Here is a 21,570-nt window from a genome sequence, read left to right on the forward strand (position 1 = left end):
GGTCCGGCTGTTGAAGAGGGTCATGACTTCTCTTCGCAAGCTGGGCCGGTCCGACCTCGAGGTCTTCCCGCTCTCCCTCGGCGGCAATGTCTTCGGCTGGACCGCGGACGAGGCGACCTCCTTCGCGGTGCTCGACGCGTACGCGGCGGCGGGCGGCAACTTCGTCGACACCGCCGACTCGTACTCGGCGTTCGCGCCGGGCAACCACGGCGGCGAGTCCGAGACGATCATCGGCAAGTGGGTCAAGGCCCGCGGCAACCGCTCCGACGTCGTCATCGCCACCAAGGTCAGCCAGCACCCCGACTTCCCGGGTCTGAGCGCCGCCAACATCAAGGCCGCCGCCGACGCCTCCCTGCGCCGCCTGGACACCGACCACATCGACCTCTACTACACCCACTTCGACAAGGTCGAGGTGCCGGTCGAGGAGATCATCGGCGCGCTGGACCAACTGGTGAAGGCGGGCAAGGTGCGGCACATCGCCGCGTCCAACATCACCCCGGAGCGGCTCCGGGCGTCCCTCGACTTCTCCGAGCGCGAGGGGCTGGCGCGTTATGTCGCCCTCCAGCCGCACTACAACCTGGTCTCGCGCGACACGTACGAGGGCGAGCTGAGCGCGCTCGCCGCGCAGGAGGGCCTGTCCGCGGTCCCGTACTTCGCGCTGGCCGCCGGCTTCCTCACCGGCAAGTACCGCCCCGGTACGACGGTCGACAGCCCCCGGGCCAAGGGTGCCGAGAAGCACCTGGCCACCGAGCGCGGCCGGCAGGTGCTGTCCGCCCTGGACGAGATCGCCCAGGCCCACGACGCCCCGGTCGCCACGGTGGCCCTCGCCTGGCTCGCCGCCCAGCCCACGGTCGCGGCCCCCATCGCCTCCGCCCGCACGGTCGAGCAACTCCCCGCACTGCTGGGCGTGGCCGAACTGGAGCTGACGGACGCGGAGATCACCCGCCTGACGGAGGCGTCGGCGTAAAACGTCCTCGGAGCTAGGACCGGTACGGGTTGTACAGGGACGTCCCGTACGACCCGTACACCGGCGGCCACGGCGGCACCACCACCGGTACCGGGGGCGCCGTGCGCCGCGCCGCGTAGTCCAGCGCGGGCCGCGCCACCTCCCGGCGCATCCACAGCTCGTGCAGCAACTCCCTTTCCCGTACGACGAAGTCGGCGCCGGCGCGGCCCCGCCCGGCCCGGTGCCGCAGGAACGCCAGGGTGGTCGCGTAGGCCTCGTACTGGGCGACCGAGCGGGCCGCCTGCCGGCCGAGGTGGTGGCGGGCGTACTCGCGGGCCAGGCGGCGGGCCTTCATCGAGCCGAGCACGAAGGGTTCGGACGGGGGCAGCCAGCCGGCGTAGACGTAGGCGGGCAACTCCTCGCGCACACTGCGGAGTTCGCGTTGCCGGGTCCAGACCGCGAGCCAGGTCAGCAGGCCGAACGCGGGGACCATGAAGATGCCGTAGACCTCGAAGAAGCCGTACTGGCCGAAGGTCGAGGAGCCGTTCCAGATCGCGTGCATGCTCATCGCGAGGAGGAGGCCGGTCAGCGGGATCAGGACGCGGCGGACGTGGTGCCGGTCGGGGGAGAGGGCGGCGATGCCGAAGCCGATGCCGGTGAGGACGGTGAACAGGGGGTGCGCGAAGGGGGACATGACGATGCGCACGAAGAAGGTCGCCGCGGTGACGGAGGTGAAGCCGCGGTCGCCGGTGAGCTGGTCGGTGCCGAAGGCGGTGCCGAGGTAGAGGATGTTCTCGGTGAACGCGAAGCCGGTGGCGGTGACCCCGGCTATCACCACCCCGTCGACGATCCCGGTGAAGTCCCGTCTGCGGAACAGGAAGACGAGGAGTACGGCCGCCGCCTTCGCCGACTCCTCCACGATCGGGGCTATGACGGTCGCGCCGAGGGTGTCCGCGCTGGTCGGATCAGCGGTGGTCGTCGCTATCCATCTGGTCGCGAAGCTGTTGGCGACGATCGCTATGAGGGCCGCGGCGCAGGCGCCCCACGCGAAGGAGAAGAGCAGGTTCCGCCAGGGCCCGGGGTCGACCCGGTCCAGCCACCGGAAGGCGGCGACGAGGAGGGGTACGGGGAGTACGGCGAGCCCGAGCCCGACCAAGAACCCTTCCGTACCGGTCTGTTGACGCACCAGCGCGAGGATGACGAGCCCGGAGAGCGTGAGCAGCGCGATCAGCGCGCCGTAGCGGACCCAGTTCCGCTGCCACCAGCGCGTCCGCGGCCCGTGCCCGGGCACACCGCCGGCGGGGTGGCCGGGGTGTGGGGGGTACGGCGGAAACGTGGCCACGGCATCGACCCTAACGAGGTAAGGGCACGGCCCGCGATGGAGCCTGGCGTCAGCGCTGGTCGTCGTGGGGTGCGCGACGGTCGTCGTGGGGTACGCGACGGAAGAGCAGATCGTTCACGACATGTCCCTTGTCCAGTCCCTGGCCCTCGAAACGGGTCAGGGGCCGGAAGTCCGGACGGGGCGCAAAACCGCCGTCGGATTGGCTGTTCTCGAAGTCCGGGTGCGCGTCGAGCACTTCGAGCATCTGCTCCGCGTACGGTTCCCAGTCCGTCGCGCAGTGCAGGGTCGCGCCGGGCCTGAGGCGGGTCGCGGCGAGGGTGAGGAACTCCGGCTGGATCAGGCGGCGTTTGTGGTGCCGCTTCTTGGGCCAGGGGTCCGGGAAGTACACGCGCAGTCCGTCGAGGGCGTCCGGGACGAGCATCTCGCGGAGCAGGATGATCGCGTCGCCGTTCGCGACCCGGATGTTGGACAGGCCGTGGTGGTCGGCGAGGCCGAGGAGGTTGCCCTGGCCCGGGGTGTGTACGTCGGCGGCGAGGATGTTCGTCGTGGGGGTGTCGGCGGCCATCTGTGCGGTGGCCTCACCCATGCCGAAGCCGATCTCCAGGACGACGGGGTTGTCGTTGCCGAAGAGGTCGGCGAGGTCGAGGTTCCGTTGGCCGTCGATGTCCAGGCCCCACTTCGGCCAGAGGCGTTCCAGGGAGTCTGCCTGGCCGGCGGTCACTCGGCTTCTGCGGGGCTGGAAGCTTCGGATGCGGCGTTCGTGGTGGGAGCCGGCGGGGTCGGGTGTTGGCCCGCCGGGGAAACGGGGTTCGCCCTTGGGCCGGGTTCGCTGTTCGGGGGTGTTGGGGGAGTCAGACACAATGCGGTGATTTTACTGGGCGTGCGCCTGCGCGTCTGCGTGGCTTGTGTGGTCTTGCGGGTGCGGGTGCGTGGGGGCTGGTCGCGCAGTTCCCCGCGCCCCTTTAGCGGGGTTGTAGTTCCCGGGGTAGTGCTGCCAAGGCTCGTCTTGCTACCTCTCTGCCGATCGGTAGGGAGGCCGTTGCCGCTGGGCTTGGGGCGTTCAGCACATGTACGGCTCGTGGGCCCTCCTTGATCAGGAAGTCGTCTACGAGGGTGCCGTCGCGGAGGACCGCCTGGGCGCGGACCCCCGCCGGTGACGGGAGGAGGTCGTCCGGGGTCACCGCCGGGAGGAGGCGCTGTACGGCCCCCGTGAACGCGCTCTTGGAGACCGACCGCCGTAGCTCCCCGACGCCGTACCGCCAGTGCTGTCGGGCCATGTGCCAGGCGCCGGGCCAGGTCGCCGTTGCCGCTACCTCCCGGGGTCGTACGACTCCCCAGTCGTAGCCCTCGCGGGCCAGGGCCGGGACCGCGTTGGGGCCCAGGTGGACGGTGCCGTCGATGCCGCGGGTGAGGTGGACGCCGAGGAACGGGAAGGTGGGGTCGGGGACCGGGTAGACGAGGCCCCGGACCAGTTCGGGGCGGGTGAGGGTGTAGTACTCGCCGCGGAACGGGACGATGCGCATCTCCGGGTCGTCGCCGGTGAGGCGGGCGATCTCGTCGCAGTGCAGGCCGGCACAGTTGACCAGTACGCGGGCGCGGACCACGTCACCGCCGGTCGCGGTCACCGTGCGGACGGCGACCCCGCGCTCCGGGCGCCGGTCGATGTGGGCGATCCGCGCGCCGTAGCGGATCTCCGCGCCGGAGGCGTCCGCGAGGTGCCGGGCGACCGCGCTGTAGTCGCAGATCCCGGTCGTCCCGACGTGTATGGCGGCGAGGCCGCGCACCTCCGGTTCGTACTCGGCGATCTGGGCGGCGCCCAACTCCCGCACCGGGATGCCGTTCTCCCGCCCGCGCTGCACGAGCGCGTGCAGGCGAGGCAGCTCGGCCCGCTCCGTGGCGACGATCAGCTTCCCGGTGACGGCATGCGGAACCCCGTACTCCGTACAGAACGCGACCATCTCGCCGGCGCCCCGCACCGCGTACCGCGCCTTCAGCGACCCGGGCCGGTAGTAGATCCCACTGTGGATGACTCCGCTGTTGCGGCCCGTCTGGTGCCGGGCGGGCCCGGCCTCCTTCTCCAGCACGGTGACCCGCGTGCCCGGCGCGGCCCGCGTGATCGCATACGCCGTGGACAGCCCGACAATCCCGCCACCAACCACGAGCACGTCACAGTCGTACCCGACCCCAGCCCGCACGTGCACCACCTCCCGGCTTCGATAGTGCACTGCACCACTGACAGTGCCTTCAAACCCGGGGCAGGACAGCTCACCTAGGGGCGCGGGGCTGTATCGATATGCGGCTCCGCCGCGTGGGCGCGACAAGCCACGACGCACCCGCACACGCAACTCAACACAAGCCAGGCAGATCCCTAGGCGGGCGCCATCAACAACGGCCGAGCCCTCTCCCGCAGCTCAACAACCCGCGGCTCATCCCCATACGGCTCCAACCGGTGCAGCAGATCCTTCACGTACTCCGTCGTACGCGCCGACGAGATACGCCCGGCAACCTCCACCGCCCGCACCCCCTGCTCACAAGCCGCATCAAGATTCCCCGACTCCAACTCGGCCACAGCCGAGACGACAAGCCGAAGCCCGTGCGACCGCACGAACTCCTCCGTCGGCTTCGACAACGCCTGCTCCGTGAACCGCCGAACCTGCCGCGGAGCCTTCAGATCCCGGTAGCACTCGGCCGCATCCGCGGCGAACCGGTCGTAGCCGTAGAACCCGAGCCACGACGGATCGTTGTCGCCCTCCCGGGACCGCTCAAGCCACCCCTCGGCCGCCTTGAGCGCCGCCCCGGCCGCCTGCGCATCCCCCGCCTTCGCATGGGACCGCGCCTCGACCAGCCGGAAGAAGCTCATGGTGCGGGCGGTCGCAAGCCCCCGGTTGCGTTCCAGAGCGGCCTGCGCGAGATCGACGCCCTCGTCGCCGAATCCCCGGTAGGTCGCCTGCAACGACATGGAGGCGAGTACGTAGCCCCCCAGAGGTACGTCCGCCGCCGCGCGGGCGAGTCGCAGCGCCTGGATGTAGTACCGCTGCGCCGCCTCCTGTTGACCGGTGTCGAACGCCATCCACCCGGCGAGCCGGGTGAGTTCGGCGCTCGCGCCGAAGAGGGCTCTGCCGACCTCGTCGGAGTACGAGCCGAGCAGCAGCGGCGCCGCCTCGACCCGGAGGCACTCGGGCACCATGGACGAACGCCAGTCGCCGCCCCCGTACTTGGAGTCCCAGCGCCTGGCGTCCTCCGCGGCCTCCCGCAGCTTCTGCACATCGCTGTGGCCGACTTTGAGCGGTGTCCCGGAGCTCTCCGCGGAGTTCGCCTCCCGGGCCACCGAACTGTCGGCCGGGGTTATCAGCCACCGTGAGGCGGGCGTTGCGTATGCGCTGACTGCGAACGACCCGGCGAGCGACTGCCAGATGCCCCCGGAACCGGCCCGGCGGCCGGCGAGGTCGAGGCGGTACAACTCCGTTGCGGAACGCACGGCTTGGCCGACGTCCCTGGGAAAGGCGAGGCCCACTTCCGGTGCGGGATCCGCGTCCGCCAGGCCGATCTCGTGGAGCGGCACAGGGCGGCCGAGCTTCTGGCCGATGGCGGCCGCGATGAGGTGCGGGGCGGCGCCCTGGGGCACCATTCCCTTCGACACCCAGCGCGCCACCGACGTCTTGTCGTAGCGAAGTGTCAACCCGCGTTGAGCGCCAAGATCGTTGACGCGACGCGCGAGTCCTGCGTTGCTGATTCCCGCGAGGGCGAGAACGGTGCCGAGTTTTTCGTTCGGCCCGCGTTGCTCCCTGGACATGCGCCACCCCTCGACACAGACGGCTGCCGCGCTGGCATAACCACCCGGCATTCGTAAACCCAGCGTAGTTCGCCGCATCCCAAGCGTTAAGGGGCATTGTTCCGGTTGGCGGGATTGTGGTCCGTACGCGAGTGCGGGGTTTGCACGCAGGGTTGCGACGTGCCCCCGTCGTGTGGCTGTGCGCCCGTGTGTGCGCTCTACTCCGGCCATCACGGGAGCGGTTCCATGGAAGATGCGTGGGTCGGCCCGCTGTACTGGATCCAGTGGGCTGGGGGACACCGCCGCCTACATCCCCGCGGGCGGCGGACCGGTCCGGGAGGCGTACTCCGCCTCCCGGACTGTGCGCGGTGCGAAGCGGTGCGCACGGCATGTACGGAGCGTGCGCGAGCCTGTGCTCGTAAAGCCGATTTGGCCGAAAATCGCCCCCGCCTCCCGGTGCCGAATACCGCTCCTACCACGGGAGTTGAGGGCGCGTTAGGTGTTTTGGGGGAGCGTATCGGGGGCGCATTCGCGTCGCGGACGTAGGGTCGTCGTTGTCCGGTTGTCCCTTGTCCTGGGCGTACTTACGCGATCTCAAGCGGCTTCTCCCGCTCTCCGGAAGGCGTCCTTCATGGCAGCATGGTGCCCAGTTCGTGCGGTGCACTGGTTGTCCACAGCCTGTGGAGGCGTCGATGCGGTGGTTGGTGGGATGGAGCAGTACCGCCGCTGGAGCCGCCGCGATCGGTTCCGCGGGGGCGACCGGGCTCGACGGTGAGACGGTCCACCCGGTCGGGTCCCAACTCCTGTGGGGCGACCCGGATCCGCTGTGGGCGGTCGGCGACTGGCGGCCCGACGAAGTACGGGTCGTGAAGGTCGACGCGGAGACGCGGATCGCCGTCCTCGGTACGTGCGGTGCCTCCGACGAGGAGCTGCGGCTGAGCCTGTTCTCCGCGCGCGGAGGGGCACTTCGGCATCTGACGGCCTGGTCCGGCAGTTACACGGCGGTCGTCAAGGTCGGCCGCCGCACCATGGTCTGCGGCGATCTCGCGGGCGCCAAGCCGGTGTTCTACACCCCCTGGGCCGGCGGTACGGCGTACTCCACGGCCGCGCTCCCGCTCGCCGACCTCATCGAGGCCAACCTCGACTTCGGCCACCTCGCCGCGCTGCTCGCCGCCCCGGACGTCCCGGCCGCGCTGCACGACTCGACGCCCTACGACGGCGTACGGCGCATTCCGCCGGGGCATGCGCTGGTGCTGCGCGCCGGGGCGCGTGAGATCGCCGGGTACGAGCCGGTCGCGTCCCTCGCGGTCGCGGCGGCCGCCGTCGACCCGGACAGCGCGGTGGACGCCGTACGGGATGCGCTGGTCGACGCTGTGCGGGCTCGGCTCTCCGCACCTCGCCACGTCCCGGACATAGACCCGGGGCCGGTCCCTGGGATGGGTCCCGCCGAACGGCGTGCCGCGCGCGGGATGCCAGTCCCCGGGATCGGGGCGGACCTCTCCGGGGGGCCCGCCTCCGGAACGCTGGCCCTGCTGGCCGCCGGCCTTCCGGGGGCACCGGGCACGGTCCTCGGGCACGGCACCGGCGCGGGTGAGCGCCTCTTGGCGGTCACGTTCAACGATCTCGCCGTCCCCGGGCGCGAGTCCGAGGTGGAGCGCGCGGGCACCCTCGCGGCCAACCCGCGTCTGCACCACGTAGTGGTCACCGGCAACGAGGACGTCCTGCCCTACGCCGAACTCGACGGCCCTCTCACCGACGAACCCGGCCCCTCCCTGATCACCGCCGCCCGCCATCGCGCCCGGCTCGCCGCGGGCAGCGCCGACCACTTCACCGGCTACGGCGCCCGCCAGGTACTGGACGCCCATCCGGCCCGCCTCGCCGACCTCCTGATGGACCGCAAACGACGTCACCTGGTGCGCCCGGTGGCCGCGTTGGCGAAGGCGGACGGTTCGGTGATGGTCCCGGGCCGGGTCTACGGCGCGGCCCGCCGCCTCGCTCGCACGCCCTACGGCGCGGGTCTTGAGGTCCTCGCCGACCGCCTTCTACAGAAGCGCTTCGACGAACCCGGAGGCGCCGTCGGTGCCTCCCTCGCCGCGCTCACCTGGGCCAGACCGGGGCCCGCGGCACGCTGGCTCACCGGCGAGGCCCTCGCTGAAGTATCGGTTCGCCTGCAGAGCGCGCCCAGCCGTCAGGGCAGCGGCCCGGGCCAGCGCCCCGGCGACTTCCGCGCGCGTGCCGCCCTCGCCCGCCACGCGTCGGACCTCCGGGTCCTGGAACAGGCGGCGGAGATCCGCTCCCAGCGCCTGCACACCCCCTTCCTGGACAACCAGGTGGTCCGCGCCTGTCGTTCCCTCCCCGAGGCGCTACGGGTCCAGCCGGGCGCCCGCGCGGCGATCCTGCGCACGGTCCTGGAAGGCGCCGGCGTCGGCGACCTCCCACCCGGCTGGGGCGCCCCCTCCCACGCCTCCGCGGCAGCCGCCGCCCGCAAGGGCCTCCGGGTCGCCGCGGACCCCCTGATGGACCTCTTCGCCACGCCGTTGCTCGCGCAGGCGGGTCTGGTGGAGGCGCGGGTCGTCCGCAAGGCGCTGCGCGCGGCGGCCCAGGGCGAGCCGTTGCCGTTGGACGGCCTCGCGGATCTGGTGTCCCTGGAGCTGTGGCTGGGGCGATTGCTGGCCCGCCGGGGCACGTGCTGGACGGGAACACCGGCACGCGCACGTGCGGTACCGGAGGGCATCAGGCCGCAACGGGGGGCGTTGGCTTCCGGGGCGTGAGCGGGGGCTGGTGTGAGGGGGGCGCGCTGAGCGCCCCTAAGGGGCGCGGGGAACTGCGCGACCAGCCACGACGAACCCGCACCCGACCAACAACCTGTCAGCCGGTTCAGGATCCCCGGGGCCCAAGTCAGCTGTCGTCACCGTGATCACCCCGAACCGCCCCGACCAGCACCCCCCCAAATCACCCCAACCTCCCGCCCCGCCGCGAAACGACGTGCCCCCACCCCACCCACCCGGCGACAATGACCCGGTGCGGTACAAAATCCTGGGCAACACCCGCGCGGAGAACGAACACGGCACCGACGTACCCCTCGGCGGTGCCCGCCTCCGCGCCCTGCTCGCCGCGCTCGCGCTGCACCCGAGCCGAGTCATCCCCTTCAACACCCTGATCGACGAGGTCTGGGCGGACGAACCGCCCCAGGACGCCCCGGCAGCCCTCCAGGCACTGGTAGGCCGCCTCCGCCGCACCCTCGGCAAGGACGCGATCGCCTCCGACCCCGGCGGCTACCGTCTCGCGGCCACCCGGGACGACGTAGACCTGTTCGTCTTCGAACACCTCACCCGCCGGGGCACGGCCGCCCTGGAGCGGGGCGACGCGACCGCCGCCGCCCGCGACCTCGGCGCCGCGCTCGCCCTGTGGCGCGGCCCGGCTCTCGCCGACCTCCCCGACCGCTCCACCGCCGCCCGCCCCGACGCGCTACGGCAGGAGGCCACCCGCGCGCGGATCGAGGCCGACCTGCTGCTCGGCCGCGCCGCCGACGTCGTACCGGAACTGAAGGAACTGACCGCCGCCCATCCCTACGACGAACCGCTGCACGCCCTCCTCATCCGCGCCCTGCGCGACGCGGGCCGCAGGGCCGACGCGCTCGCCGCGTACGAGGCGGCCCGGCGCGCACTCGCCGAGGGGCTCGGCACCGACCCGGGGCCGGAACTCCGCGCCCTGCACGGGGAGTTGCTCACGTCGACGGTGCCTGCGAGCGCGGCGCCCCCGGCCACCGGGCGGTCCGAACGCGACGGCAACCTGCGTCCGCGGCTTACCTCTTTCGTGGGCCGGGAACCCGAGATCGCCGCCATCCGTTCCGAATTGCACAGGGCCCGCCTGGTCACGCTCACCGGACCGGGCGGCTCAGGAAAGACCCGTCTCGCCGAGGAAGCCGCCGCCGGGCTCCCGCAGGCGTGGCTCGTCGAGCTGGCCCGGCTCGACCGGCCGGAGGCGGTGCCGGGCGCGGTGGTCAGTGCCCTCGGTCTGCGCGAGACCGCGTTGCTGACCACCGAGTTGGTGACCACGCAGGACGACCCCGTCGCCCTGCTGGTGGAGTACTGCGCCTCGCGCGGCCGACTCCTGATCCTTGACAACTGCGAACATGTCATCGGCGCGGTGGCCGACCTCGCCGAAACGCTCCTGACCCGCTGCCCAGGGCTCACGATCCTCGCCACCAGCCGTGAACCCCTGGGCGTCCCCGGCGAGTCCGTGCGCCCGGTCGAGCCCCTCGTCCCCGACCAGGCGCACCGCCTCTTCACGGAGCGCGCCACCGCCGTCCGCCCCGACGCGGAGACCGTGCTCCAGGACACCGAGGCGGTCGCGGAGATCTGCCGCCGCCTCGACGGCCTGCCCCTGGCGATCGAACTGGCCGCCGCCCGGCTCCGGTTGCTCACCCCGCGCCAGATCGCCGACCGGCTCGACGACCGCTTCCGCCTCCTCACCTCCGGAAGCCGTACGGTCCTGCCCCGCCAGCAGACCCTGCGGGCCGTCGTCGACTGGTCCTGGGATCTGCTCGACGAGCCGGAGCGGACGGTGCTGCGCCAGGTCTCCGTGTTCGCCGGCGGCTGGGACCTCGCGGCGGCGGAGGCCGTGTGTACCGGCCCCGCGGCACACCTCATCGGCTCCCTGGTCGACAAGTCCCTCATCGTGGCCACCCCGGGGGACGTGGCGGGCGGCATGCGCTACCGCATGCTGGAGACCATCCACGAGTACGCCGTGGAGCGCGCCGCCGAGACCCCCGAGCTGCGCGCCGAGGCCGAGCGCCGGCACAGCGCGTGGGTGCGGGCCCTCGTCGAGGAGGCCGAGCCGCTCCTCCGCTCGGGCGACCAACTCCCTTGGATAGCGCGCCTGGAGACCGAGCTCGACAACATCCGCGCGGCCCTCGCCCGCTCCCTCGCCGAGCGCGACGAAGCGGAGGCGGGCGCGCTGGCCCTCGCGATCGGCTGGTTCTGGTGGCTGCGCAACTACCGCCCCGAGGGCGCGGAATGGATCATCCGCATCCTCGCCCTGACCACACAGGACGGGCTCACGCCGGACGGGCTCACGCAGGACGGCCCCGCCCGGGACCCGTACGAGGCCTACGTCGCCGACCCGGAGGCGGACGCCCGCCACCCCCTGCACGCCCAGCGGATGAACCTCCGGCTGCTGAACCTCTTCCTGCGGGCCGAGTCCGAGCTCCTGGGCCGGACGGAGGACGGTCTGCTGGACGAGCGCATGGGGCAGTACATGAAGCTGATCCAGGGCTTCTTCGCCGCGGGCGGCCCGGAGGCGGCCCGGATGCCGGGGCTCATCTGGCCGCTCACCGCCTACTTCGTCACCGAGTCCATGGAGATCCGGACCGCCATGGAGACGGCGGTCGCCAACGTCCGTGTCCACGGCGGCGATTGGGAGAACGCGGTCCTGCTGATGTTCCGCACCCACCTCCTCGTCGACTCGCCCGGCGGCATGGCCGGCATCGACGACGACCTGAAGATGCTGAAGGTGCTCTGCGGCCGCGTCGGCGACCGCTGGGTGCGCGCCCAGGTGTCCAGCGCGGTCGGCGAGGCCGCCATGGTCCGGGGCCGCTTCGACGAGGCGAAGGCGGCGTACGAGGAGGCACTGGAGCTCGCCTACGAGGTCGGCGCCTACACCGAGACCCCGTTCGTCATCGCCCGTCTCGCCGAACTCGCCTTCCGCGCGGGCGACCGCGCCGGTGCCCTCGCCGGCCTGGACGAGGCGACCGCGGAGGCCGACCGGCACGGCGTGGCGGACGCCCGCGCGTTCGTCCTGATGCTGCGCGCGCACATCGCCCTGGAGGACGGGGAGATCGCCCGCGCGCGGGAGTTGAGCGACCTGGCCCGGGCGCAGAGCGAGAAGGGCACGCCCCCACCGCAGTTCAGGGCCGGCCTGAACGCGGTCGCCGCCCTGATCACGGCCGCCGAGTCCGGTCCGGAGCGCGGCCTGGAGATGATGACCGCCACCCTGCGCGAGGCCGTCGACCAGCACTGCGCCGACGCGGTGATCGCGATGCTGCTGGACCAGACGGCCCTGCTCTTCGCCGAACTCGGCGAACTACCGCGCGCGGTACGGCTGTTGGCGGTGGCCGACCACTGGCGCGGCGGCCACCCGCGCCCCATGCCGGAGCGCACCCGCGTCGACCACACCGGGACCGAGGCCCGCACCGCCCTGGGCCCCGAGCGCTACGCCGCCGAACGCGCCCGCGGCGAGACCCTCACCCTGGACGACATCCTGGCCGAACTGCCCACCCCGACACCGCTCCCGGCACCGCGCCCTAGCTGCACGTGAACTTCGACTCCGCCCAGTCGGCCAGCGCCAAGTCGTCGAAGGAACTGTGCGGTTCGACCACGAGCCGTACGGTCTTGCGCCCGGCGATGTTCACATGGACGGGCACGGCCGGGTCCCCGCCGTCGATCTCCCCGGACTGCCACAGCCGGACCCCGTCGGCGTACACCGCGAAGTAGACCTTGCCGATCCCCAGCATCATGTCGTCGACGCCGACCGTCGCGTCGTAGGAGACGCACTGGCGGTTGAGGTCGATGGTGACGGAGGAGCGGCCGTGCACGGTGGCTCCGTGCGCGTACCGCGTGCCGCCGATCGAGACGCCGTAGCGCTGCCAGACCCAGCTGCTCTCGCCTAGTTGGATCTCCGGGGCGGTGCCGTCGCCGTTGACGTTGTAGGAGAGCTCGCTGACCTGGAAGATCGTTGGCGCGGGTGGGGGCGTCGGGGTCGGGGTGGGCGTGGGCTTCGGGGTGGGCCTGGGGGTCGGCTTCGGAGTCGGGGTGGACTTCGGGGTCGGGGTCGGCTTCGCCCGGGGTGTGGGTGACGGCGTCGGGGTCGGGGTGGGGGTCGGCTGAGGCTTCAACACCGCCGGTTCCGGGGCGGGTTGCTTCTTCGGGGGAGTCGGGGGCGTCGACTCCGGCTTGGCGATGGGGGAGGACGAGGGCGCCGGTTTCGCCTCGGGTTTCTTCGCGGGGGTGTGGGTGCCGCCGGCCAGCGCGAGGGCGATCGCCGCCGCTGCCGCCGTGGCGACCACACCGGCCGCGATGCCGGCCTTCACCGGCGCGCCGAGCCCCTCGGAGGCAGCCGCGCCCCCGGCACCGGCCCCGCCGGACGAACTCCCGCCCGCGGCGGCGGCGCCCGCGGCACCGGCCGCACCCGCGCTCGCACCACCGGCGATGAGCGCGACCGCCTTCGCGTACCCGGCGGCGCCGAACCAGCCGATGACCGCGACCGGGACGACCGCCGGGATACCGCTGGCGACCTCCTCGATCTGCAGCGCGGCGAGCCGGCACTTGGCGCACTCCTCCAGGTGTTTGCGCAGCCCCCGTTCGGCACGGGTGCGCAGCCGGCGGCGGGCGTAGGTGCCGAGCTGGTCGGCGTAGCGCGCGCACTCCTCGTCGTCGGTGAGGGTGGCGCTCACATGGGCCTGGAGATAGGCCTGCTTGAGCCCCTCGCGGGCCCTGCTGGCCAGCACGCGCGTGCCGTTGGCGTCGAGCCCGAACAGCGTGGCGACCTCGCTCGGCGACTCGTCCTCGACCTCGGTGTGCCACAGCACGGCCTGCCACCGCTCGGGCAACGACCGGAAGGCCTGCATCGCCATCGACTGCTCGGCCACATGCATGGCCCGTACGTCAGCACCCAGGTCGATCGTGTCGTCGTCGGACACCTCCGACACCCGGGCGGACTGCGCGGCGAACACCGCGAAGTCGTCGACGAGTTGCTCCCGCTTCGCCGATTTCGTCCAGTTCGCGGCGACGCGCCGGACGGAGGTCAGCAGATAGGCGCGTACGGCGTGCTCGGGCCCCGAACCACCGCGCACCGCCTGCAACATGCGGGCGAAGACCTCGGCGGTGAGATCGTCGGCGGTGTGCCCGTCCCGGCAACAAGTCCGGGCGTAACGCCGCACGGCATCCGCATGGCGCCGGTACAACTCCTCGTACGCCGTGTCGTCACCGGCACGCATCCGCTCGATCAACGAGGCGTCGGCGGGCGGCATCTCCAGCGGCGCCATCGGCGGCGGCAGCACACTGCCCTCGCGCTGCGGCGGGACACTCCCCTCACCGGGATCGCCACCCTGGGGGGCAGCGCCCTGAGGGACACCACTCGGCCCACCCTGACTCGGCACCTGTGGTGAGGTCAGCCCACCGGCCTCCGGGTCACCGTCACCCAGTGACTCGTCCCGCCCGTCAACGCTCATCGCGGAAAGCCCCCGCCGCCTGCCAAGCCAGTCCAACCAGTCCCGAACACCGGGTCAGCGTGCCATATTGGCTTTTGTTCAGGACCCCGTCGTACGGACCTTCCACTCATCCGTGGGGACTTCCCGCAACGCAGTACTAGCGTTCACCCCTCCGGGGAAGGCTCAACTGTCGCGCCCGGAACGGGAGTTGGCGACGACGACCGAAATGCTGGGATTGTTCCCAGGTGCCAGGAGGGGCGCGAGCACCGCGGCACCCACGCCCCACTGTCACCTATTCGAGTCACCGGGGAACGGGCCACTGTGCCAACGCGGTCGGCATCAGTCAGCCCGTCCGGCGTTTGAGGACGAGGCCCCTTCAGGGCCGATGGGGGTCTGGGGGCGGAGCCCCCCGAGACGCCCACACCAACGCCGGCCCACGCTCACAACGGTCGCGACCGCAACCCCTCCAGCAAGATGTCCAGCAACCGCGCCGACGCCGCCGCCTGCTGCGCCGCATCCGGCAACGAGGGCGCCGCCGTAGCAATCACCAGCAGCACATCCGACACCGACACATCCGCCCGCAACTGCCCAGCCGCCCGAGCCCGATCGACAAGCTGCCCCACGACCTCCAGCAGCGCAGTAGCCCCGGCGTCGTACTCCACGGAACCCAAAGATCCCGCCGACTCCTCCGGTACCAGCCGCAGTTCACCCGCTCCCGGCTGCGTCCGCTGCTGCGGCACCCGCGCCTCGTCGAGGAGGACAGCCCCCTCCGACCCCTCGTCGGCGACGCCGACCCGCAGCACCTGCGGCGGCAACAGCCGCCCCGCACCCGACGCCACCGACGTCCGCAGGAAGCGCGACAGCGCCGACCACGGCTCGTCCTCCTGACCGAGTGCCGAACGGGCCTGGTCGGTCAGCCGGGAGGTCTCCTCCTCGGCTATCCGCCGCACCAGGACGTCCTTGCTCGGGAAGCGCCGGTACACCGTGCCGACACCGACCCGCGCGCGCCGCGCCACGTCCTCCATCGGCGCGCCGTAGCCCAGCTCGCCGAAGACCTCACGCGCCGCCCGCAGCACGTGCTCCAGATTGCGCTGTGCGTCCACCCGCAGCGGCGTCGTCCGCGAGGAGTCCCCGCGTCCGTTCCCCGCCGCTCCGACCGCGCCGCCGGATGCGATGGCTGACGCGGATGTCCAATGAGAGTCCTGAATATGCATACACGTTCCCCCGGTTAATGACGTCTCCCCCCGGAGACTCCCCGCCATTGGCAGCCGGAGCATCGTGAGACAAGCCCGGTTCGCGAGCCTCGCTCTTCGCGGACCCGCTGAGCACATCCCCCTTCACCCCGTCGACACACGAACATAGTTGAGAGGGGGTCAATTCAGAAGGGGCAGGTTCCGCACGGAGCGCCCCCCGATCGGAGTACGGGTCACATAAGTCCCGATTGCACCCCGGGGTGCCACCCCGATCACCCCCACTGACCTGCGAACCTGCCCTCCGCGACGGCAATTTCGGCGCCCGCGCGCACCCTCCGCCGCCGGTCACACAATTTGTCGAGGCTGTGGACAAACTCAAGCGCCGGGTGCGTCATGGGATGGTGAAGGAACGCGCGCGCATTCTCGTTGTCGGTGGCGGCTACGTCGGGATGTACACAGCCCTGCGCCTTCAGAAGAAGTTGAAACGTGAAATCAAGCGCGGGCAGGTCGAGATCACCGTAGTCAGCCCCGACCCTTACATGACGTATCAGCCGTTTCTCCCCGAGGCCGCCGCCGGTTCGATCTCCCCCCGTCATGTCGTCGTCCCGCTGCGCCGCGTCCTCGACCGCTGCCGGGTGGTCATCGGCGAGGCCACCGCCATCGACCACGGCAAGCGCACCGCGACCCTCAGCACCCTCGCCACCGAGGAAGAGGGCACGGGCACCGAGGAGTTGGCGTACGACGAACTCGTCCTGGCCCCCGGCTCGATCTCGCGCACGCTCCCGATCCCCGGTCTCGCCGAGCACGGCGTCGGCTTCAAGACCGTCGAGGAAGCCATCGGCCTGCGCAACCACGTCATCGAGCAGATGGACATCGCCTCCTCCACCCGCGACCCCGCGATCCGCGACGCTGCCCTGACCTTCGTCTTCGTAGGAGGCGGTTACGCCGGCGTCGAAGCGCTCGCCGAGCTGGAGGACATGGCCCGCTACGCCGTGCGCTACTACCACAACGTCGACGCCGACGACCTGAAGTGGATCCTCGTAGAGGCCTCGAACCGCATCCTCCCCGAGGTCGGCGAGGAGATGGGCACCTACACGATCACCCAGCTGCGCCGCCGCAACATCCAGGTCCTCCTGGAGACCCGCCTCGAATCCTGCGTCGACCGCGTCGCCGTCCTCAGCGACGGCCAGCGGTTCCCGACCCGCACCCTCGTGTGGACGGCCGGCGTGAAACCCCACCCGGTCCTCGCCGCCACCGACCTCCCGCTCGACGCGCACGGCCGCCTCAAGTGCACCCCTGAGCTGACGATCGACGGCGCCACGCACGCGTGGGCAGCGGGAGACGCGGCGGCGGTCCCCGACGTGACGGCCACGGAACCCGGCACCACCACCGCCCCCAACGCCCAACACGCCGTACGCCAGGCCAAGATCCTCGGCGACAACATCGCGCACTCCCTGCGCGCGGAGCCCCTTCAGACGTACGCCCACAAGTACGTCGGCTCGGTCGCCTCCCTGGGACTGCACAAAGGCGTCGCGCAGGTCTACGGACGGAAGCTGAAGGGCTACCCTGCCTGGTTCATGCACCGCGTCTACCACCTGAGCAGGGTCCCCACCTTCAACCGCAAGGCCCGTGTGCTCGCCGAATGGACCCTGGCGGGGCTCTTCAAGAGGGAGATCGTTTCTCTCGGTTCACTCGAACATCCCCGAGCGGAGTTCGAACTCGCGGCCGGTGGAAAGCCTCCACACGACCCGAAGGGTTCGAACTGACCGGACCGAGGAACTCCACCGGCCGCCGAGGCGTCTGACGAATGTCGGCCCCGGTCGGTCACACTGCCAGACTGGGCCACGACTTCGGGCGGGCCCACACCCGCCCTTCTCACCCAAGAGGCTTTCCCCACTGTGCTGCATCCCCCGGGGGCCAACCCCCGGACCCCCGGCAGGGTCCGGAGCGGGCCGACACCACCTACACGAGGCAAGGATTCGTGAACTTCACGCGCTGGAGCGCCCGGCTCCCCGGAACGCAGCGCCGCGCCGCCGCGCGGACCGACCACACGGTCACCCCGGACCGGCGGGGAGAAGGCTCCGTGCCCGCGGCCCGCGCCGAGCAGCTCACCGACGAGCCGCCGCCGGTCCCCGCCGTCGACGACCTGCCGGTCCGCGAGGTCCTCGACCGCGTACCGGCCCTCGTCGCCCTGGTGCACGGCCCCGACCAGCGCATCGCCTACGTCAACGACGCCTACGTAGCCGCCTTCGGCGCCCGCCCCCTCGGCGTCCCGGCCCGTGAGGCCCTCCCCGAGCTGGACGAGCTCGGCCTGCTCCCGCTCCTCGACCAGGTCCTGCGCAGCGGCAAGCCCCGCACCCTCAAGTCCCGCAAGGCGCCCGGCGGCCGCTCGTACACGTTCACGTGCACCCCGGTCGCCGTGAGCGCCGACACCGCCGAGGGCGGCGTCCTGATCTTCGCCACCGACGTCACCGACCACGCCGAGGCCGCCGAACGCCTCCGCGCGAGCGAACGCCGCCAGCGCGAGACCGCCGTAACCCTCCAGCGCTCCCTGCTCCCGCAGGAACTCGAAGAACCCGACGACCTGCGCATCGCCGCCACCTACCAGCCCGGCGGCACCGAGGCCGCGGTCGGCGGCGACTGGTACGACGTGATCACCCTCGGCGGCGGCCGCACCGCCCTGGTCATCGGCGACGTCATGGGCCGAGGAGTGCGGGCAGCGGCGGTCATGGGCCAACTCCGCACCGCCGTACGGGCGTACGCCCGCCTCGACCTGCCCCCGCACGAGGTCCTCCAGCTCCTGGACGGCCTCGCCACGGAGATCGACGCGAACCAGATCGCCACCTGCGTGTACGCCATCTTCGACCCGAACGAGGGCCGCCTGGTCTACGCCTCGGCCGGCCACCTGCCGATCCTCGTCCGCGACGAGACGGGCCAGGTCCAACGCGCCGACGAACCCACCGGCCCCCCACTGGGCACCGGTGGCTGGATCCACTCCTCGGGCTCGATCCCCCTCAGCCCCGGCTCCACGGCGGTCCTCTACACGGACGGCCTGGTGGAACGCCGGGACGAGGACCTCGACGAGGGAATCGCCTCCCTGGAGCGCGCCCTGGCCGGCGCCACCGGCACCCCCCAGGTGGTCTGCGACCGCCTGGTCCGCTCGCTCGGCGTCACCGCGGACCACGACGACGACGTGGCCGTCCTGGTCCTCCAGCACCCGGCCCGCACCGGCCCGAACGGCGACCTCTTCCGCAACGCGGCCCTGGAGCTGCTCGGCGGAGTGGAAGCGGCCCCACGCGCGCGTGCCTTCGCCTCGGGAGTCCTCACCAGCTGGCGCTTCCCCACCGAACTCCACGACCTGGGCGTCCTGGCGGCCAGCGAACTGGTCGCCAACAGCCTCCAGCACGGCACCCCACCCATGCGCCTACGCCTGCGCCGCACGGACCGCCGCCTCATCGTCGAAGTGACGGACGGCGACGACCACCTGCCGCGCCGCCGCCGAGCGGAACCGGCCGACGAGTCGGGCAGAGGCATCGCGATCGTGGCGACCATCGCCTCGAACTGGGGCTCCCGCCGCACCCCGGGCGGAGGCAAGGCCGTCTGGTGCGAGTTCGTACTCCCCAAGACGCCCCCGGCCTGACCTACGCCTCGACTCCGACCGGCTCGACGTTCCCACGAGCGACGACCAGACTCCCCTTGGCCCGCCAGGGCTGATCCTGCACAGCGGTCAACTGCCGCCCCAGCCGCACGGCCAGCAGGCTGATCCCCAGCGAGAACAAGAAGAACGTCACGACATACGGCCCCGGCAGCGAAGCCCCGAGCGGCCCGCCCACCGCGGGCCCGACAGCCAACGCGAGCTGCTTCACGAGGGCGAAGGCCGAGTTGTACTGCCCGGCCATCCCCTCCGGCGCCAGATCGGCGACCAGCGGAGCGACGGTCGGCGACAACATCGCCTCCCCGAGCCCGAACAGCGCGTACGTCGACACAAAGGCCGCCGTAGCCATCTCCTGACTCCCATGCCCGAGCCCCGCGAACCCAGCGGTGACCCACGCCAGCGCCCAGATCATCCCTACGGCCGCGATCACGCGCGAACGCCGACGCCGCTCGACGAACTTCAGCACCGCGAACTGCGCGACGACGATCATCGCGGTGTTCGCGGCCAGCGCGGTCCCGAGCGCGGAGGTGGAGATCCCGGCGGCCTCGACCCCGTACGCACTCAACCCCGACTCGAACTGCCCGTAGCAGGCGAAGAACAGCACGAAGCCGAGCACGCTCAGCTGCACCATGGCCCGGTTGCCGAGCAACTGCTTCCAGGCACCGCTCGTCGACCGCGAAGGAGCGTCACCGATGACCGGCGAGTGCGGCATCCGCACGGTCGCTATCACACCGGCGAGCACCAGGAACATCGCCGACTCGATCCCGAAGAGCAGCGTGAACGACGACGCGCTGGTCGTGTCGACCAGATGACCGCCGATGAGCCCGCCGACGCCGAGCCCGAGGTTCTGCAGAAAGAACTGCATGGCAAAGGCACGCGAGCGCGTGTCCGCCGTAGAACAGTCCACGATCATCGTGGCGAGCGCCGGCTGCATCACGGCCTGCCCGGCCCCGAGCGCGGCAGCCGACAGCAACACGGCCGTCGCACTCCCCGCCAGCCCCAGACTCATCGACCCTACGGCGGCCAGAACCAGGGCGACGATGAGAACCGGCCGGGGACCGCGCCGGACGATGGCCCGCCCGGCGAACGGCAGCACGATCAGCGCGGCCACGGCGAAGACGGCGAGTACGAGACCCGCCGTCATGGCTCCAAGGCCCCGCACCTGCGCCACATAGACGTACAGGTACGGGACGGTGAAGCCGAGCCCGAACGCGCTGAGTGCGTTTCCCACGTGGATCCGGCGCATCGCTGCGCCCATCGCCCTGGTCACGTTCACCTCAATCATGAGAGTTGGTCAGTCTCGGTACTACTTAGAGCCGAAGACTTCGAAGCTAAAGTTAGAAGCTAAACGGTACACCTAGAAGGACTTCAACGCCAAGCAGGCCCGTGCCATACTGACGGCCATGGGCGACACCCCCAGCACCCTCGGCGAACCGACACTCGATGAGCAGATCGCCGCCTACCAGCGCGAGTTCCACGACCTCGACCCCCAGGTCGAGAAGATCGTCTCGGCCCTGGGCCGCCTGAACCGCCGCATGAACGTCGCTTACGGCCGCCAGACCGCCAACCTCGGCATCAGCAACGCCGAGTGGGAGGTCCTCAAGGCCCTCGTCCTCGCCGGAGCCCCCTACCAATTGGGCCCGAGCGACCTCGCCAAGCGCCTGGGCCTCACGCCGGCCGCGATGACCCACCGGATCGACCGCATGGTCGCCGAGGGTCTGGTCACCCGGGAGCGGGACGAGTCCAACCGTGTCCGCGTGATCGTCGAGCTGACGCCCGAGGGCCGCGGCAAGTGGCTGGAGGCGATGCGCATGGCGACGGTCTTCGAGGAGGACCTCCTCCAGGACCTCTCCCAGGACGAGCGCACCGCCCTCGGCGAGGTCCTCACCCGGCTGCTGCGCAGGGTGGAGCACGCTCAGCCGGACGCCGGCGGGCGTCTGAGCGACCTGGACTGACCGCCGACCCGTTCGGCGTAAAAGATCTTGACAGGGGCGGTTGACACACCCCTCCTCGATCCGTAAAGTTCTTCGGGTTGCCGCCGAGCCGTAACGGTTCTCCGGCAGCACCTCCGCCGCGACAGCGGCAACCCAAACCATCCGCACGATCTCCCAACGGGATTGATTTCGGCGTGCCCGAATTCAATTCGATTTGGGCTCGGCTGTGTTCGATCAGGTCACTAGGACTCGATTGGAACTCCGCCGGGGGAATCGGCTAAGGTTTGAGACGTCGGAACGGCCCAACGGCCGGGAAGGCAACCCATTCTGACTGGGAGTCAGGCCCGAAAGGATCTGATAGAGTCGGAACCGCCGGAAAGGGAAACGCGGAAGCGGAAACCTGGAAAGCACCGAGGAAATCGGAACCGGAAACGGTCTGATAGAGTCGGAAACGCAAGACCGAAGGGAAAAGCCCGGAGGAAAGCCCGAGAGGGTGAGTACAAAGGAAGCGTCCGTTCC

At 71.3% G+C, this 21,570-nt stretch carries 13 protein-coding genes; 6 read left to right on the forward strand and 7 right to left on the reverse strand.

What is annotated here, in order from left to right:
• The first annotated feature begins 22 nt into the window (after positions 1 to 22).
• Positions 23 to 967 (forward strand): aldo/keto reductase, encoded by a 945-nt coding sequence (locus ACIBK4_RS43970; RefSeq protein ID WP_399004623.1) that lies wholly within the window; start codon positions 23 to 25, stop codon positions 965 to 967.
• Between the two features lie 13 nt (positions 968 to 980).
• Here the strand turns inward: ACIBK4_RS43970 and ACIBK4_RS43975 are convergent, their stop codons facing one another.
• The 4 genes from ACIBK4_RS43975 to ACIBK4_RS43990 all read right to left on the reverse strand — a co-directional run bounded on the left by ACIBK4_RS43975 (position 981) and on the right by ACIBK4_RS43990 (position 6,081).
• Entirely contained in the window at positions 981 to 2,288 is a 1,308-nt protein-coding gene (locus tag ACIBK4_RS43975) for a PrsW family intramembrane metalloprotease (protein WP_399004625.1), read from the reverse strand.
• 49 nt (positions 2,289 to 2,337) lie between these two features.
• On the reverse strand, positions 2,338 to 3,147 hold the full coding sequence (gene trmB, locus ACIBK4_RS43980; protein ID WP_399004627.1) for a tRNA (guanosine(46)-N7)-methyltransferase TrmB: 810 nt from the start codon (positions 3,145 to 3,147) through the stop codon (positions 2,338 to 2,340).
• Positions 3,148 to 3,250: 103 nt separating this feature from the next.
• Positions 3,251 to 4,513: an L-2-hydroxyglutarate oxidase gene (lhgO, locus tag ACIBK4_RS43985; RefSeq protein ID WP_399004629.1), complete on the reverse strand. Its 1,263-nt coding sequence runs from the start codon at positions 4,511 to 4,513 to the stop codon at positions 3,251 to 3,253.
• Positions 4,514 to 4,656: 143 nt separating this feature from the next.
• Positions 4,657 to 6,081, reverse strand: a complete 1,425-nt coding sequence (locus ACIBK4_RS43990) for a hypothetical protein (protein ID WP_026151123.1) — start codon at positions 6,079 to 6,081, stop codon at positions 4,657 to 4,659.
• Between the two features lie 671 nt (positions 6,082 to 6,752).
• Here ACIBK4_RS43990 and ACIBK4_RS43995 point away from each other — a divergent pair.
• Positions 6,753 to 8,831 carry an asparagine synthase-related protein gene (locus tag ACIBK4_RS43995; RefSeq protein ID WP_399004631.1) on the forward strand — a complete coding sequence of 693 codons (2,079 nt, stop codon included), beginning with the start codon at positions 6,753 to 6,755 and terminating at the stop codon, positions 8,829 to 8,831.
• 250 nt (positions 8,832 to 9,081) lie between these two features.
• Positions 9,082 to 12,378: a BTAD domain-containing putative transcriptional regulator gene (locus ACIBK4_RS44000; RefSeq protein ID WP_399004633.1), complete on the forward strand. Its 3,297-nt coding sequence runs from the start codon at positions 9,082 to 9,084 to the stop codon at positions 12,376 to 12,378.
• Here ACIBK4_RS44000 and ACIBK4_RS44005 read toward each other — a convergent pair.
• The gene (locus ACIBK4_RS44005) at positions 12,365 to 14,290 is read right to left on the reverse strand and encodes a sigma-70 family RNA polymerase sigma factor (protein WP_399004635.1); all 1,926 of its coding nucleotides are present in this window, start codon (positions 14,288 to 14,290) and stop codon (positions 12,365 to 12,367) included. The two genes, ACIBK4_RS44000 and ACIBK4_RS44005, sit on opposite strands and share 14 nt — an antisense overlap.
• Positions 14,291 to 14,709: 419 nt before the next feature.
• Entirely contained in the window at positions 14,710 to 15,483 is a 774-nt protein-coding gene (locus ACIBK4_RS44010; RefSeq protein ID WP_399004637.1) for a TetR/AcrR family transcriptional regulator, read from the reverse strand.
• Between the two features lie 377 nt (positions 15,484 to 15,860).
• Here ACIBK4_RS44010 and ACIBK4_RS44015 point away from each other — a divergent pair, with 377 nt between their 5' ends.
• The gene (locus ACIBK4_RS44015; RefSeq protein WP_399004668.1) at positions 15,861 to 17,228 is read left to right on the forward strand and encodes an NAD(P)/FAD-dependent oxidoreductase; all 1,368 of its coding nucleotides are present in this window, start codon (positions 15,861 to 15,863) and stop codon (positions 17,226 to 17,228) included.
• Between the two features lie 215 nt (positions 17,229 to 17,443).
• On the forward strand, positions 17,444 to 19,102 hold the full coding sequence (locus tag ACIBK4_RS44020) for a SpoIIE family protein phosphatase (RefSeq protein WP_399004639.1): 1,659 nt from the start codon (positions 17,444 to 17,446) through the stop codon (positions 19,100 to 19,102).
• A gap of 1 nt (position 19,103) precedes the next feature.
• Here ACIBK4_RS44020 and ACIBK4_RS44025 read toward each other — a convergent pair whose 3' ends face one another.
• A complete protein-coding gene (locus tag ACIBK4_RS44025) occupies positions 19,104 to 20,402 on the reverse strand; it encodes an MFS transporter (RefSeq protein ID WP_399004642.1) in 1,299 nt (432 codons plus the stop codon).
• Positions 20,403 to 20,520: 118 nt separating this feature from the next.
• On the opposite strand from ACIBK4_RS44025, the gene ACIBK4_RS44030 reads away from it, so the two are divergent.
• Positions 20,521 to 21,072: a MarR family winged helix-turn-helix transcriptional regulator gene (locus ACIBK4_RS44030; protein WP_399004644.1), complete on the forward strand. Its 552-nt coding sequence runs from the start codon at positions 20,521 to 20,523 to the stop codon at positions 21,070 to 21,072.
• Positions 21,073 to 21,570 lie beyond the last annotated feature (498 nt).

The organism is Streptomyces sp. NPDC050528 (assembly GCF_044457795.1).
GTDB lineage: Bacteria > Actinomycetota > Actinomycetes > Streptomycetales > Streptomycetaceae > Streptomyces.

Bases quoted from the DNA above. Each gene is read 5' to 3' on its own strand.
- ACIBK4_RS43970 (WP_399004623.1), top strand. From the start codon at position 23: ATGACTTCTCTTCGCAAGCTGGGCCGGTCCGACCTCGAGGTCTTCCCG.
- ACIBK4_RS43990 (WP_026151123.1), bottom strand. From the start codon at position 6,081: ATGTCCAGGGAGCAACGCGGGCCGAACGAAAAACTCGGCACCGTTCTC.
- ACIBK4_RS43995 (WP_399004631.1), top strand. From the start codon at position 6,753: ATGCGGTGGTTGGTGGGATGGAGCAGTACCGCCGCTGGAGCCGCCGCG.
- ACIBK4_RS44005 (WP_399004635.1), bottom strand. From the start codon at position 14,290: ATGAGCGTTGACGGGCGGGACGAGTCACTGGGTGACGGTGACCCGGAG.
- ACIBK4_RS44010 (WP_399004637.1), bottom strand. From the start codon at position 15,483: ATGCATATTCAGGACTCTCATTGGACATCCGCGTCAGCCATCGCATCC.
- ACIBK4_RS44015 (WP_399004668.1), top strand. From the start codon at position 15,861: ATGGTGAAGGAACGCGCGCGCATTCTCGTTGTCGGTGGCGGCTACGTC.
- ACIBK4_RS44025 (WP_399004642.1), bottom strand. From the start codon at position 20,402: ATGATTGAGGTGAACGTGACCAGGGCGATGGGCGCAGCGATGCGCCGG.
- ACIBK4_RS44030 (WP_399004644.1), top strand. From the start codon at position 20,521: ATGGGCGACACCCCCAGCACCCTCGGCGAACCGACACTCGATGAGCAG.